Consider the following 14,687-nt stretch of genomic DNA (forward strand, 5'->3'; position numbering starts at 1 on the left):
AGGCGATGGTTCGAACCACTGAGGAAAGCGCCGGTGCGGCCGAAGGATTACAGGTCGATATCAATTCCGACATGGGCGAGGGTTTCGGAGCCTACAGACTCGGCGACGATGCGGCTATCCTCGACATCGTCAGTTCCGCCAATGTGGCCTGCGGCTTTCATGCCGGTGACCCCGAGATCATGGCGGCCACGTTCTCGATGGCGCGCGATAAGGGCGTCGCTGTTGGCGCGCATCCGAGCTTCGCCGATCTGTGGGGGTTCGGACGCCGCATCATCCCGCATTCCATGGATGAAATCGAAAGGCTAGTCGCCTATCAGATCGGCGCGGCGCAGGCGCTTTCCGCCTATGCCGGCCATCCGATCCGCTACGTGAAGGCGCATGGCGCACTTGGCAACCTTACCCAGACAGACCGTGGCGTCGCCGAAGCCGTGACCCGCGCAGTCAAGGCCGTCGATCCCGGCCTGATCTGCCTCGCCATTGCGCTCGGCTTCCAGGACAGGATCGCGCGCGACGCGGGCCTGACGGTCAGGTCCGAAATCTTCGCCGACCGCGCCTACACGGAGGAAGGCTTTCTTGTCTCGCGCAAGCTGGAAGGCGCAGTCATTCACGATGCGCAGATGGCGGCGGAACGGGTCGTCCGCATGGTCAAGCAAGGCGCCATCGAGACGATTTCCGGGCAGGCGCTCAAGACACCAATCGATTCGATCTGCGTTCATAGCGACACGCCGGCGGCAGTCGCAATTGCCGCGCGCGTGCGGGCCCGCCTGGAAGAGGACGGGATCAGCGTCAGAGCATTCGCGGCAATCGTCTGATAAACACTATCCGCCGAGGGGCCTGTGCAGGCGACGAGGTCGGACTTCGTCTATTTTCAAGGAGCTGTCGTGATGGCCAAGGGATATCTTGTCGCGCAAGTCACCATCACCAATTCGGACGCCTACTCCAACTACGCCAAGGTTGCGGGCGATCTGCTAAAACAATATGGCGCCCGCGTCGTCGTCAAACCAGAGACCGCCTTGATCAAGGAAGGAAATCCCAAAGCCCGCACGGTGATTTTCGAGTTTGGGAGCTTCGACAGGGCAAAGGAATTCTGGGACAGCCCAGAATATGCCGAAGCCAAGGCGCTGCGGGCAGGCGCCGCCGATGCCGACTTCATCCTCATCGAGGGTACCGACTGATTTGAATGCCAGCGCCGTTTTCGCCGCATCCAGAACCACCGGCTGGCTCACGATTCAAACGGCGCCCAGCCCTTGCTCGAGAAAACGGTCGAGCTGTTCGATTTCCTGGGCGGAGAGACTGATGCCGTCTCTCTCCGAAGCCGCACGAGCAAGGAACCGCCGCTGCGAGGGCAGGCGCGCACCCTGACCGACGATCGCCTCGAACAGGGCTTCGGCACGACCCAGCGGATTGCCGGGACTGCCGGCGGAAAAAGCTTGTGGCGAGAAAGCGATGACCAGCTCTCCATGCGACGGATAAAGCGTCGTGGTACCGAGTAGATCGAGCGCCTCGGGGCTGGTCAGGTCGCCGATCATGATGCCGGCGAGCAACTCGATCATCGTCCCGATGGCAGAACCCTTGTGCCCGCCGAAAGAAAGCATGGCGCCTGCCAGGGCAGCTTCCGGATCCGTCGTCGGCCTGCCGTTGACATCGATCGCCCAGCCTTCCGGCAGCTTCTTGCCGGCCCGGCGATGGAGCTCGATCTCGCCGCGCGCGGCAACCGACGTCGCGAAGTCGAAAACATAAGGCGGCTGCTCTTCGCGCGGCCAGCCAAAGGCAAAAGGATTGGTGCCAAGCAACGGTCCGTTGCCACCAGTCGGAGCGACCGTGGCATAGCTCGGGCACATGGCCAGGCCGGCAAGGCCTGCCTGCGTCAAGCTTTCGACCTCCACCCAAAGGGCGGAAAAATGCACCGCATCGTTGATCGCGAGAGCGGCAATCCCGCACGAGCGTGCCCGCTCGACCAGCACCGGCAGACCCAGTTCGAAGGCCGGGTTGGCGAAGCCGTGCTTCGCATCCACTTTGACGAGGGCGGGAGCGTCTTGAGGCAACAACTCGGGCAGCGCGTCCGGTTCTACCTTCCCGGCCTTGATCGTCCGCAGGGCGCCTTCGATCCGGTAGATGCCATGCGACTTGCAGGCGTCGCGTTCCGCCGCGACGATGACCCGTGTGATGGCGCTGGCCTGGATGGGGTTCAGCCCGGCCTTGCGGAAAATTGCATCGACGCGCTCATGCAGGGCATCGACGGTGATCGCGGTGTTGGTCATTTCTGCCTTCAGGTTTGGTTGCGAAGAAACGCTGCCTTTAAAAATCCAGAACGCCGGCAAAGGCCCTTAGGTCCTGTGCAAGCAAAGCGGGCTGCTCGAGGGCTGCGAAATGACCACCGCGCGGCATCGCTGTCCACCGGCGGATGTCCTTGAAGACACGCTCGACCCAGCTCCTTGGCGGCATCGGTAGCTCCTTGGGAAACAAAGCCACCGCAAGCGGGATGTCGATCGCCGTGCCGGGCGGGAATGCAAGCGGGCGGGCGCGCGTTTCCCAATAGAGCCGCATCGACGAAGCGACGGTCCGGGTGAACCAGTAAAGCGAGATGTTGGCGAGCATGTCGTCGCGCGAAAAAGTAGCATTGCCCAGATCGCCATCGCAATCGCTCCAGTCGCGGAATTTTTCGATCATCCAGGCTGCCAGTCCGACCGGCGAATCCGTCAGCCCGTAGGCAAGCGTTTGCGGACGCGTGCCTTGAATATGAGCATAGGCGCCATGAAGATCCGCCCATCCGGCTTTCCGTTCCAGGAAGGCGCGTTCTTCCGACGTCAAGTCACCGTCTGGGCCTGCATCGTGAGGAGGTGAGTATGAGCCGGGGATGAAATTCAGATGCACCCCGGCGAGACTGTCTGGATGCGCGTGCGCCAGGCAGGTCGACACGCTGGCGCCCAGATCGCCGCCCTGCGCGAGATATCGTTTGTAGCCGAGACGGCTCATCAACTCGGCCCAAAGGTCGGCGACGGTGAACAGGTTAAGACCAGGCTTGGCCGGCCGGCTCGAAAAGCCATAGCCGGGAATCGACGGGATCACGACATTGAAGGCGTCCTCCTGTCTTCCGCCATGCGAGAGCGGGTCGGTCAGAAGCGGGATCAGCTCATGAAATTCGAAGACGCTGCCTGGCCAGCCATGGGTCAGTATGATCGTTTTGCCGGTCGCAACAGCGGCGCGCGCATGGATGAAATGGATGGTTTGGCCGCCGATATCCGTCTGGTAGTGCGGATGGGCGTTCCAGGCGGCTTCCTGCTTGCGCCAGTCGAAGCCGGTGCGCCAGTGCTGCATAAGTCGGCGCAGTTCCTCGTGCTCTGTTCCCTGCGCCCAGCCTATTGCCTGCAACTGGTCCGGCTCGCGCCAGTTCGAGATGCGCTTGTTCAAATCGTCGATTTCAGACTGGGCGATCTCGATGGTGAAGGGGCGAATTTTCATGGGCTCCTCTGCTCGCCGACCATGAGGTTCCGGGCGGCGATAAAGTCGCGGGGTCGCTGCCGGTTCGTGCGAAGCGCTTCCGTCGACGCTTCGATCGAGACTGCAGAGAAACGCAGGCGCGCGCCGACAGGCGCTTGTGCGAGCCGCCACAGGTCGGCTTCGATCACCGTTGCGATCTTCGGATAGCCGCCGCAAGTGTTGGCATCGGCAAGCTGGATGATCGGCTGGCCGGACGGTGGCACCTGGACAGTGCCGGGTACGATGCCGTGCGACAGCAATTCCATCGGTGAGACGAGCGAGAGCGTCTCTCCGGAAAGGCGATATCCCATCCGGTTGGCGTCGTTGGTGATGCTCCATCCGCTTCCGGTGAAGGCCGCCTGGGCCTCAGGGGTGAAGGCGTCGAACTCGGCGGCCGGCAGAACCCGCAACTCGATTGCCGAGGCAAAGCCGTCCACCGCGCCGCGTCGCTCTTCCAGCGCTGCGCCGATGCCGCCTGCGGGAAGCCGGCATTGCGCCGGGTTGAGCGCAAGCCGGTCGCCGCGCGACAGGCCGCGCCCGCCGAGCCCCCCGAAGCCACCCTTCACATCCGTCGCGCGCGAACCCATTACCACGGGCAGATCGAGGCCGCCGGCAAAGGCGATATAGCAACGCGCACCGATGCGCGGTGCTTCGAGGACAAGGGTCTCGCCAGCGCGGATCGTCATGGCCCACCAGGGCGGGCAGGGCCGGTTACCGACGCTGACGGCGCAATCCGCGCCGGTGATAGCGACCGCGGTGTCGACATGCGCGCGCAGCCGGAACGGATGAAGCGCGACCTCGATCCCGGCAGCCGAGGGATCATTGCCCAGCATGAGATTGGCGATTGCCAGCGCTTGCCTGTCCATGGCGCCGCCATGGCTGACCCCCAGCGCAAGATGGCCGGGCCGGCCGAGATCCTGGACCGTGTTCGGCAGGCCGGTGGTGAGGATCTCGATCATGCCTCGATCCCGGCGATTGCGAATCGGATCTTGTCTCCGGGCCTGAGCAGCACGGGCAATTCCGCTTCGGCGTTGAAAAGCTTCACGTCGGTATGGCCGATTATGTGCCATCCAGACGGCGCAGTCATAGGCATGACACCCGCCTGCGCACCGCCGATGATGACGGCGCCCTCAGTGACCTTCAGGCGAGGCGTGCTGCGCCTTGCCCAGGCAAGCAGCGGGTCGAGACCGGACAGATAGGGAAAGCCCGGCATGGCGCCGATGGCGGCAACGGAGTAGGTGGCCGCCGCATGGCGCCTGACGGTCTCGTCGACAGACAGGCCGCAATGCGCGGCCCAGCCGGCGAGGTCCTCGCCGCGCGAGCCGCCATAGTTGACGGGAATGGTATGATGCGTGCCGGTCACCGCATGGGAATCGGTGCTAGCCCAGAGCGACATCAGCTGATCGCAGACGCCGTGGGCGTCCGTGGCGAGCGGGTCGAACACCACCAGCAGGTTGTTCATGCCGGGAACGGCCTCGCGCACTCCCTCAAGGCTCAGCGCGGCATTGGCTACCGCCCAGACCAGCTCCTGGGTGGCGTCATCGAAAGCCCCCTGCGCGCCGTCGAGCAGTAGCGCGGCTGATCCCGCAAGACTGATGTGGGGCGTACCGACAACCATGGGCGGTCAGTCCTTCACCGGCACCGTATAGTTAAGGATCAGGCGGCCGCCATCCGGATAGATGGTCTGGCCGACGATATAGGAAGCGTCGTCGCTGGCCAGGAAAGAAGCGACGCTGGCGATCTCCGAAGGCTCGCCGCAGCGGCCACTCGGGGTGCGCGACAGGATGGTCTGGCGCTGCGCTTCACTGGCCATGACCGAACTCTTGACCATGTCGGTCAGGATGGTGCCGGGGCCGATGGCGTTGACGCGAATGTTATGCGGAATCAATCCGACGGCCATCACCGCCGTCAACTGCTTGATGCCACCCTTGGACACGGCATAGGCGACGGAATTGGGAATGGCCAGGATGGCATTGATCGACGACATGTTGATGATCGAGCCGCCGCTTCCCTGCGCGATCATGGCCCTTGCCGCGGCCTGCCCGAGCAGGAAGGGCGCCTTGAGATTGACGCGCTGAACCAGGTCGAAGGCTTCCTCGGGGAAGTCGACGAAATCGTCCAGATGGATGATGCCGGCATTGTTGATGAGGACGTCGACACCGCCGAATCGCTCCGTGGCCTTGGCCACAACATCGGCTGCCATTTCCTGGGTGCATTCGGAGAGGTCCGCCGATAGCCAGGCGGCACGCTCGCCAAGACGTTCGGCATGCTCGCGTCCGCGATCGGCCTGGACGTCGACAAGCACCACCTTGGCGCCATCGGCATGAAAGCGCTCGGCGCAGGCAAGGCCCAGGCCTCGTGCCGCCCCGGTGACGATCACGACTTTTCCTGCGTGCTTCACAACCCAATCCCTTTTCACAATCATGACATTTATGGATATGTTATCCAATCTATCTTGAACTTCGACGTCATTGCAAGCCCGGACGGGTGGAGCGGTTGGGTCATTCTGGCTGGTCTTGCGCCACCTTAAGCCGTTTTGGCTTTTTTCTGCCGGCCACCGCAAGGCCAGTTGACTCCACCGAATTAAGTGTGATTGGATACTATATTCATAAAAAGTGCTGACGACGAGGAGTGCAAGCGATGGCGGATGGATCACAGGAAAGCGAACTGATCGACGCGTTCCGCGCTCTTGCGACGCCGTTGATCAGCGACAATCTCGCTCGTGTCCCCGGCGCTGTCGGGTTGCGGCCGTTTCATCGGGTGAGCGGCGTCATGGCGGGGAGGGCGCTGACGGTCAGGACCCGCCCCGGCGACAACCAGTTCATCCATCGTGCGCTCGATCTGTTGCAGCCCGGCGACGTCATTGTCGTCGACGGCGGTGGCTATGAGGGGCGCGCGCTGGTCGGCGAGATCATGACAAGCGTCGCGGCGTCGCGCGGCGCCGCAGGCATTGTCATCGACGGCGCCATTCGCGATGCTGGTGCCATCGGCCGCAATTCGTTCCCATGCTTCGCGCGGTCGGCCATCCATCTCGGACCTTACAAGGATGGTCCAGGAGCCATAAATGTTCCCGTCTGCATAGGCGGCATGGTTGTCGGTCCTGGCGACATCGTCGTCGGCGACGAAGATGGCGTCGTGGCATTTCCAATGGACGGCGCCGCGGCCTTGCTGGCCGCCGTCCGGGCGCAGGAAGCCCGCGAGGCCGAGATCATGCAGAGCATCCAGGAGAACCGCTATCAGGGAGCCTATGCCCGGGCTTCCAGCGGCAGTCACTGATCGGCGGATCAGGAGCCTGCCGGTGAGAAATCGCATGGCCGGCTGGCGATCTTGCTCAACATAACCGCTCCGCAGCTAACAGAGGGGCGAAACAATGCATTTCGGGCACGCCGCCTGGATGCACCAACAGGGGAAAATGGAGAGAATAATGGTTGTTTCCTTCAAGAGGCTTGCCAAGAGGCTAGCTTGCGCCACCGCCCTTGCCGGGCTGGCTATGACCACGATGGCCGCGGCTGCCGACGTCAAGATCGGCATCGTGGCTCCCATGACTGGCCAACTGGCCAGTGAGGGGCAGGATATGGAGAACGCCGTGAAGATGGCGATCAATGCCGTCAACGCCAAAGGCGGCGTCAACGGCGACAAGATCATCACCACGACCGCCGACGACGCCTGCGATCCGCAGCAGGCGGTGACCGCAGGCAGCAAGCTTGTCTCGGAGGGCGTGACCGCCATCGTCGGCGGCTACTGCTCGGGCGCCGTGTTGCCGACATTGAAGATCTATGGCGACGCCGGCATTCCGTTCGTCATCATCGGAGCGAACTCGACCAAGCTGGTTGCCGCCAATCAGGGCAATGCCTTCCTCGCCAATTCAACCGGCGACATGCAGGCGACGACGGCTGTCGAGCTCTTCAAGAAGAACGGCTACAAGAAGATCGCGGTCATAGACGAAGGCGATGCCTATTCGTCTGACCTGGCCAAGCTGACAGCCGAAGCCTTCAAGGGTGCCGGCGGCGAGATTGCCACCAAGGAGACGACCACTGCCGGTGAGCAGGACTATTCGGCGGTCGTCACCAAGATCAAATCGAGCGGCGCGGACGCAGTCTTCTGGACCGCCTACCATGCCGGTGGCGCCCTGCTCACCAAGCAGCTTCGACAGGCTGGATTCCAGGGCGGCATCGTACTCGGCGACGGCAACAATTCGCCGGAATATCTGGAGATCGCCGGCTCGGCCGGTGAGGGCGTGTACCTGTTGTCCCCGCCCACCGTGGACCTCCTGTCTGGCGCCGCCGACTTCAAGGCCAAGTACAAGGAAACCTATGGCCGCGACGCCGGCGCCTATGCGGCGCTGTCCCATGACGTGGGCGACCTGATCGTCGATGCTGTCACACGGGCCAAGTCGACGGACCAAAAGGCAATCATCGAGGCGCTCAAGGCTAGCGACTTCAAGGGACTTGCCGGTGAAATCAAGTTCACCGACAAGAACACGCTGCAGACGTCAAACTTCCGCCCAGTGGTCGCCAAGGGCGGCAAGTGGGTGGCTGTCGAATAGGGGGCAAACAGAGTTGATGTCGAGGCAGGCCTTGTGCCGGCCTCGGCATCGCTGCCGATTGTCTGGCGCGCACTGACGTTGCGCCCCGGCAAGACGTTCTCAATTCCGCACCCGGAGCACCCATGACGCTCGACCTGCTTATTCAGCAACTGGTGAACGGCCTTATCGTCGGCTCGTTCTATGCCCTGATCGCGCTTGGCTACAGCATGGTCTTCGGCGTCATCAAGCTGCTGAATTTCGCCCATGGCGACATCTACATGAATGGCGCCTTCGTCGGCCTCATCGTGTTTTCCTTCGTCGGCATCTGGGTCGGCAACGGCTGGCTGGGCGTGGTCTGCGCGCTGCTGGTGTCGATGTTGGTTGTCGGCTTGCTCGGTGTCGTCATCGAGCGCTTCGCCTATCGGCCGATGCGCAATGCGCCGCGCCTCTCCATTCTGATCACGGCCCTCGGTGCCTCGATGGTGCTGAACGGCACCGCACTTGCCCTGACGGGCGGACGCCACTACGCCTTCAACACCGACCTCGGTTTTGCCGGTGTCGACATTTCCACAGTTCACATCACCTACACGCAGATGGTGCTGGTGGCTGCCTCCATCGCTCTTATGGCCGGCATGCAGGCCTTTGTGTCACGCACCATGTACGGCAAGGCGATGCGCGCCGTGTCCATCGACATGGGGGCAAGCCGCCTGATGGGCATCGATGTCGACCGGGTGATCGCCTTGACCTTTTTCATGGGCTCGGCACTCGCCGCCGGCGGCGGGGTCATGGCCGGCGCCTATTATGGCAGTGTCCATTTCTTCATGGGCTTCATCATGGGGCTCAAGGCCTTCACCGCCGCTGTCATAGGCGGGATCGGCAGCGTGCCCGGTGCCATGCTCGGCGGCTTGCTGCTCGGCCTGCTCGAGGCTTTCGGTTCGTCCTTGCCCTTCGTCGGATCGGAGTGGCGTGACGTCTTCGTGTTCGGGACCCTGATCCTGTTCCTGGTGTTCAAGCCGACCGGCCTTCTTGGCCGCTCTGTCGTGGAGCGGGTGTGATGATCGACGAAGTGAGAAGCGTGCCGGCCGCCGGGCAACCGCGACTGATGCGCTGGTCCGTCGTGCTGCCCGGCCTGGCGGCACTAGCCGTCGCGCTGGTGTTGCCGCAGTTCGCCAACGCCTATGTGACGGAGGTGGCGACCACGGCGCTGCTCTATGTCGTTCTGTGCCTCGGCCTCAACATCGTCGTCGGCTATGCCGGCCTGCTCGACCTCGGCTACGCCGCCTTCTTCGCGGTCGGCGCCTACACGTCAGGGATCCTGACCGCAGAATTCGGGTTCAACTTCTGGCTCACCATCCCGGTCGCGATGGCGGCGGCCTGCGTGGCTGGCATCATGATCGGGGCTCCGACCTTGAGGCTGCGCAGCGATTATCTGGCGATCGTGACGCTGGGCTTCGGCGAGATCGTACGCATCATCGCCCGCAACCTCGACATCACCGGTGGCGCCAGCGGTCTCATTGGCATTGAGCGACCGGAGATTTTCGGCTTCAAGCTGATGCAGGTGCAGCACTTCTACTATGCGTTCCTGGTGCTGGCGCTGCTCACCGCCTTCGTCTGCCTGAGCGTCGAGCGGTCGCGGATGGGACGAGCCTGGTTCTACGTTCGCTATGACGAGGACGCCGCCGCCGGCATCGGCATCAACCGTGTCACCGCCAAGCTGCAGGCCTATATGATGGGGGCGGTGATTGCCTCGGTGGCGGGGTGCCTCTACGCCGCCAAGATGACGGCCATCTCACCGGAGAGTTTCACCTTCAACCAATCGCTTCTCATCCTGCTCGGCGTCGTCCTGGGTGGCATGGGCCGCATTCCTGGCGTCGTCCTGGGCGCCATTCTCGTGGCCCTGCTTCCAGAGGTGCTGCGCGGCGCGGGTACCTATCGCCCCCTGGTGACCGCGGTTGCGCTGCTGGCGATCATGCTCTTCAGGCCGAACGGGCTCTGGCCGGACAAGCGGGTTTGACCATGGCCTTGCTCGAAGTCCGCGATCTGCGCCTCAGTTTTGGGGGACTGAAGGTCCTTCACGACATTTCGTTCTCGGTGGAGAAAGGCGCCATCAACAGCCTCATCGGACCCAATGGCGCCGGCAAGACGTCGCTCTTCAATTGCCTGACCGGCTTCTACAAGCCGAAGGGCGGCTCGATCAGCCTGGGCGGCCGGCCAATTACCGGTTTGCCGCCGCATCGCATCACCGCGCTCGGGCTTGCCCGCACGTTTCAGAACATCCGGCTGTTCAAGGAGATGACCGTTCTGGAAAACGCCATGTCCGGCCAGCATTGCCGCAGCCGTCATGGCATCGTGTCGGCCATGCTGCACTTGCCGTCGCAGCGGCGCGAGGAAGAGGCGATCCGCGCGGTCGGCATGCGCTGGCTTGATTTCGTCGGCATTGCCGAGCATGCGCATCGCCATGCCGGCGGCCTTTCCTACGGCGATCAACGGCGGCTCGAACTCGCGAGGGCGTTGGCGTCGACACCCGAGCTTATCCTTCTCGACGAGCCCGCAGCCGGCCTGAACGAGCGCGAGAAGCTGGACCTTGTCCACCTGATCCGCCGCATTCGCGATGAAACCGGCGTCACCGTCCTGCTGATCGAACACGATATGGGGCTGGTCATGCAAGTGTCGGAAAAGATCGTCGTGTTCGACTACGGTCAGAAGATCGCCGATGGTGCGCCGGAGGCCGTCCGCGCGGACCCCAGGGTCATCGAAGCCTATCTCGGCACGGAGGATTGATGGACTCCGAGATCGTTCTCAGCGCGGACCGTATCGTTGCCCGCTATGGCGCCATCGAAGCGCTTCATGGCGTCAGCCTTTCGGTCAAACGCGGCCAGATCGTCGCCCTGCTTGGCGCGAACGGCGCCGGCAAAAGCACGGTGCTGCGCACGCTGTCCGGCCTCATTGCGGCGTCCTCTGGAAATGTCCGCTTCCTGGGCGAGGACGTAACCAAGGTCCCGGCCCATCGCTTGCCGCATCGCGGGCTTGTCCACGTTCCGGAGGGTAGGCGTATTTTCGGCGACATGACGATCAAGGAGAACCTTGACCTGGGCTCGTTTACGCTTGCCGACGACGCCGAGCGCCGGCGGCGGCTGGATCACGTTTTTGAACTCTTTCCCATCCTGGCGCGCCGAAAGAATGGCGATGCAAGGAACCTCTCTGGAGGAGAGCAGCAGATGCTCGCGATCGGCAGAGCCCTCATGGCCGCGCCCAAAGTGCTCCTGCTCGATGAACCGTCAATGGGCCTGGCGCCGCAACTGATCAAGGAAGTCATGAACATCGTCCAGCGCCTCAACCGCGAAGGCGTGACCATCCTGCTCGTGGAGCAAAACAGCAAAGTCGCCTTGAAATTCGCCGACTACGGCTATGTTCTCAAGGCCGGGCGCGTTGTCCTTGAGGGGCCAGGCAGTGATCTTGCAAGCAATGAAGCGGTCATCAGCGCCTATTTAGGTGGTGTCGCTGCCTAGCTATAGCTGGTAGAGCCGCCAAGGCTTGGACTGTATGAACGAACCACTGCGTCATGCTTTTTGCTCACCGGTTAACGTTTCGGCGATATCCCACAGGCGGGCGGGCGACCTGGACATTGAAGCCTTGTTGGGCGAGGGCGCGCAGTTCCTGATGGTCGTCTGGTCGATGATCTGGTCAGTGACGACGACGGAAGCTTTCGTGTGCACCATGTGTGCAGTGAGCGGCGTGATATGCTAAATAGCCTTCCGTTTGCGTCGGCAAAATCGTAAATCCGGTTGCGTTCGGCTGCGCGCTTCTTTCCAAATTGTTCAGTCTTTCCAACGGGGCATTGGACGGACTGAGGCTGAAAAAAGATAATGAAATGAATAAGATAGAGCGAAGAATTGCTGCGGCGCCTATGATGGATGGGGCAGATACCTAAATATAATCAGTTAGTTACGAGATGTTGTGTGCAAAAATCGCACACGAAAGTTCTGCTTCTCTTCTTTTTTCGTTCCCACGACGGAGCCACCGACAGCCCTTCTCGGACGCTCTTCTGCCGACGATATTGACCGCTCCAATGCGGATGTTCGCTGGGATATCCGTGAGCCTCATTGTCCGCTGCGGCGTCCAGTTTGCCTGGGGTTCCTGGAAGCTTTTCGAACTTTCTGGGTCGCGCCTCCGCCCGAATTGCGTTTGCTTATGAGACAAATAGGGACATTGGATCCGGTTTGAGGAAAAATTTGAAGAGGCATCGAATTTCTGGCGCGCGTGCCCTCCCTTGTTGTGAACGTCAGCACGAGCCCTACGCTGGAGGTTACTATTTGACCTTGATGGCGACCTTGCCCTTGACGCGTCCTGTCTCAAGTTCGACCTCTTCCGGTCTGACTATTCCCCAGGGTCGAATTGACCTTTGAACAAGATTTTCTCCACCGGTCCGACCGGATTTGTGATCCGCCTCTCGAGCACTTCGACGAGCATACGTCCGACCCCGGTCATGTCGACGGAATGAACGTCAATTCTCGCCGGCAGAAAGCGTGCCAGCCGCGTGCTGTCACGACTGACAATGTGGACGTCGCTCCCCGGCACAAGACCTCTTTTGCCAAGAACGTGCAATGCCCCGAGAAGGCCCAGTTCGTTGGCGCACGCCAAGCCAGTTGGCGGATCTGACGACCCCAGCAGGCGATCGAACCAGTCCGCGCTGGATTCCATCGTGAATGTGCCGTGGCCGATCAGCGATTGGTCGACTGGAATGCCTGCTTCGGCCATGGCCTTTCCATAGCCTGAAAGGCGCATGGCGCTCGCCTGATCCTTCGGCACGAGGAGTTGCAGGGCAACGCGTCGGCATCCTTTGTCTAGAAGCCGCCGGGTGGCATCGTAGGCGATCTGCTCATTGTCGATGTCGACATAGGGATAGGCGATGTCCAGATCGGTTCTTCCAAACGCGACGAACGGTATGCCTCGATCGAGCAGCAGCTTGACGCGAGGATCGCCCGAGACCATGCGCGTGATGATCAGGCCGTCTGCACTGCGCGCCTGGAGCAGTTGCTCTACACTTGCGACGGGATCGTCGTCGGGCGTGGTGGAATAGATCGACAGACTATAACCCGCTTGCCGCGCCGCCAGCGTCATGCCTTCGATCAGAGGAAGCTTTGCCAGATCGGACAGGTGTTCGATTGTCTCCATCGGGAGCACTGCCGTCAGCGTCAGGGTCCGTCCGGTTCTGAGCGCGCGGCCGTGATGATCCGGTACATAGCCGACCCGCGCCGCCACCTCCTTGACGCGCGCGATGGTCAAGGGATGCACTTCCGGGCCATCTTTCAGTGCGCGCGACACGGTGGTCACCGAAAGGGAAAGTTCCGCCGCGATCTGTTTCAGATTGGCCATGTCGCCCGACTTTGTTTGCGAAAACGCCGGCTGATTTGCTTGGCATCGTAACGTTACCGGATTCGACCCAGCGGTCAAATCCGGACTCACGGCAAACCAAAACCTGCTCGAATACCACTTGACTCTTAACTCTTTCGAGGCAATCGTAACGTTACGATTGCAAAAAAGATCGACATAAATAACATCGCACGACCCTGAGAGGAGAACACATGTCCTGGCTACCACGCGTTTTTCTGACGGCAATCGCAGTCTCGGCTGCAATGCCCGCCTCTGCCCAAACAGTCACCATCACGACGGCAGGCGGGGACTATGGCAACGCCATTAAGGAGGCTATGTGGGCACCCGCTGCAAAAGAGCTGGGTTATGAGGTCCGCGAGGAGACACAGAGCGACGGCCTGGCCGCTCTGAAGATGCAGGTTACCGCAGGTGCGGTCACCACGGACATCATCCACCTCGGCTCGCCGGAAGGCGCGCAGGCTGCCGCGCAGTCGCTGCTGGAGCCGCTCGACTACAAGATCATCGATCCCAAATCCGTGCCGGCCGGCGCAAAGTCCGACTACTGCTATCCATTCGACTCCTATGGCACCGTGATGTCATGGAGCACCAAGACCTATGGCGAAAACCCGCCGAAGACCTGGGCGGAATTCTGGGACGCCGCCAAATTCCCGGGCCGGCGAGCGCTGCGCGCCAATGCGCAGGACTTGATCGAAATCGCGCTGCTCTCCGATGGCGTGGCGCCGGCGGACGTCTATCCCACGCTCAGCACGCCGGACGGCCTGGAGCGCGCCATCAAGCGGCTCGAAGCGATCAAGCCGAATGTCTCGGTCTGGTGGACCTCGGGAGCCCAATCCGCGCAATTGCTGAAGGACGGCGAGGCTGATCTGGTCGTCACATGGAACGGACGAGCGCAGACGGTGAAAGCAGATGGCGGCGCGGCCGACTACACGTTCAAGGGTTCCGTCGTCGGCACGGACTGCCTTGGGGTGCCGAAGGGAGCGCCGAACAAGGAAGCGGCCATGAAGCTCATCGCCGCCATGACTCAGCCCGCGCGCGTGGCGAAGCTGACCGATTTCATTGCATACGGCCCGGTCAACCCCGCCGCGTATGAGGGGGGCCTCATCCCGAAAGACCGCCTGAAGACCCTGGCGACCGCGCCTGAAAACGCTGGCACGTCGGTGTACTCGAATGCCGACTGGTGGCTCAAGAACGGCGAGGTCGCTCAAAAGGCCTTCGATGAAATGATGAACCGCTAAGGCCCGATTCGTCAGCCTGGAGCATGATCCCGAAAAGTGAATTCGGTCTCGCT

Annotated in this window: 15 protein-coding genes; 9 read left to right on the forward strand and 6 right to left on the reverse strand. The window is 62.0% G+C overall.

The window, feature by feature from the left end; all coding sequences use genetic code 11:
* The first annotated feature begins 5 nt into the window (after positions 1-5).
* Positions 6-812 carry a LamB/YcsF family protein gene (locus DBIPINDM_RS42095; RefSeq protein ID WP_183459514.1) on the forward strand — a complete coding sequence of 269 codons (807 nt, stop codon included), beginning with the start codon at positions 6-8 and terminating at the stop codon, positions 810-812.
* Positions 813-884: 72 nt separating this feature from the next.
* On the forward strand, positions 885-1,175 hold the full coding sequence (locus DBIPINDM_RS42100; RefSeq protein WP_258589840.1) for a DUF1330 domain-containing protein: 291 nt from the start codon (positions 885-887) through the stop codon (positions 1,173-1,175).
* A 54-nt stretch (positions 1,176-1,229) separates the two neighbouring features.
* Here the strand turns inward: DBIPINDM_RS42100 and DBIPINDM_RS42105 are convergent, their stop codons facing one another.
* Genes DBIPINDM_RS42105 through DBIPINDM_RS42125 form a run of 5 tightly spaced genes read right to left on the reverse strand, consistent with a single transcriptional unit; the run spans position 1,230 to position 5,881 of the window.
* Positions 1,230-2,261 carry an Ldh family oxidoreductase gene (locus DBIPINDM_RS42105; RefSeq protein ID WP_258589878.1) on the reverse strand — a complete coding sequence of 344 codons (1,032 nt, stop codon included), beginning with the start codon at positions 2,259-2,261 and terminating at the stop codon, positions 1,230-1,232.
* 37 nt (positions 2,262-2,298) lie between these two features.
* Positions 2,299-3,462 carry an epoxide hydrolase family protein gene (locus DBIPINDM_RS42110; RefSeq protein WP_258589841.1) on the reverse strand — a complete coding sequence of 388 codons (1,164 nt, stop codon included), beginning with the start codon at positions 3,460-3,462 and terminating at the stop codon, positions 2,299-2,301.
* Positions 3,459-4,439, reverse strand: coding sequence for a biotin-dependent carboxyltransferase family protein (locus tag DBIPINDM_RS42115; protein ID WP_258589842.1), 981 nt, complete (start codon positions 4,437-4,439; stop codon positions 3,459-3,461). Before DBIPINDM_RS42115 ends, DBIPINDM_RS42110 begins: the two co-directional genes overlap by 4 nt.
* Positions 4,436-5,098 carry a 5-oxoprolinase subunit PxpB gene (pxpB, locus tag DBIPINDM_RS42120; protein ID WP_258589843.1) on the reverse strand — a complete coding sequence of 221 codons (663 nt, stop codon included), beginning with the start codon at positions 5,096-5,098 and terminating at the stop codon, positions 4,436-4,438. Before pxpB ends, DBIPINDM_RS42115 begins: the two co-directional genes overlap by 4 nt.
* A gap of 6 nt (positions 5,099-5,104) precedes the next feature.
* Positions 5,105-5,881 carry an SDR family NAD(P)-dependent oxidoreductase gene (locus DBIPINDM_RS42125; RefSeq protein ID WP_258589844.1) on the reverse strand — a complete coding sequence of 259 codons (777 nt, stop codon included), beginning with the start codon at positions 5,879-5,881 and terminating at the stop codon, positions 5,105-5,107.
* A 239-nt stretch (positions 5,882-6,120) separates the two neighbouring features.
* Between DBIPINDM_RS42125 and DBIPINDM_RS42130 the strand changes: the two genes are divergently transcribed.
* The 6 genes from DBIPINDM_RS42130 (at position 6,121) to DBIPINDM_RS42155 (ending at position 11,514) form a co-directional block, all read left to right on the forward strand.
* On the forward strand, positions 6,121-6,756 hold the full coding sequence (locus DBIPINDM_RS42130) for an RraA family protein (protein ID WP_258589845.1): 636 nt from the start codon (positions 6,121-6,123) through the stop codon (positions 6,754-6,756).
* 148 nt (positions 6,757-6,904) lie between these two features.
* Complete coding sequence (locus DBIPINDM_RS42135; RefSeq protein ID WP_258589846.1) at positions 6,905-8,026, forward strand: branched-chain amino acid ABC transporter substrate-binding protein; 1,122 nt, start codon at positions 6,905-6,907, stop codon at positions 8,024-8,026.
* Positions 8,027-8,148: 122 nt separating this feature from the next.
* Positions 8,149-9,060 (forward strand): branched-chain amino acid ABC transporter permease, encoded by a 912-nt coding sequence (locus tag DBIPINDM_RS42140; protein WP_109660147.1) that lies wholly within the window; start codon positions 8,149-8,151, stop codon positions 9,058-9,060.
* On the forward strand, positions 9,057-10,019 hold the full coding sequence (locus DBIPINDM_RS42145) for a branched-chain amino acid ABC transporter permease (protein ID WP_258589847.1): 963 nt from the start codon (positions 9,057-9,059) through the stop codon (positions 10,017-10,019). Before DBIPINDM_RS42140 ends, DBIPINDM_RS42145 begins: the two co-directional genes overlap by 4 nt.
* A gap of 2 nt (positions 10,020-10,021) precedes the next feature.
* Complete coding sequence (locus DBIPINDM_RS42150; RefSeq protein ID WP_258589848.1) at positions 10,022-10,786, forward strand: ABC transporter ATP-binding protein; 765 nt, start codon at positions 10,022-10,024, stop codon at positions 10,784-10,786.
* Positions 10,786-11,514, forward strand: a complete 729-nt coding sequence (locus DBIPINDM_RS42155) for an ABC transporter ATP-binding protein (protein WP_258589849.1) — start codon at positions 10,786-10,788, stop codon at positions 11,512-11,514. Before DBIPINDM_RS42150 ends, DBIPINDM_RS42155 begins: the two co-directional genes overlap by 1 nt.
* 868 nt (positions 11,515-12,382) lie before the next feature.
* Here DBIPINDM_RS42155 and DBIPINDM_RS42160 read toward each other — a convergent pair.
* The gene (locus DBIPINDM_RS42160) at positions 12,383-13,381 is read right to left on the reverse strand and encodes a LacI family DNA-binding transcriptional regulator (RefSeq protein WP_258589850.1); all 999 of its coding nucleotides are present in this window, start codon (positions 13,379-13,381) and stop codon (positions 12,383-12,385) included.
* 209 nt (positions 13,382-13,590) lie between these two features.
* On the opposite strand from DBIPINDM_RS42160, the gene DBIPINDM_RS42165 reads away from it, so the two are divergent.
* Entirely contained in the window at positions 13,591-14,634 is a 1,044-nt protein-coding gene (locus DBIPINDM_RS42165) for an ABC transporter substrate-binding protein (protein WP_258589851.1), read from the forward strand.
* Positions 14,635-14,687 lie beyond the last annotated feature (53 nt).

Source organism: Mesorhizobium sp. AR02 (assembly GCF_024746835.1).
Taxonomy (GTDB): domain Bacteria; phylum Pseudomonadota; class Alphaproteobacteria; order Rhizobiales; family Rhizobiaceae; genus Mesorhizobium.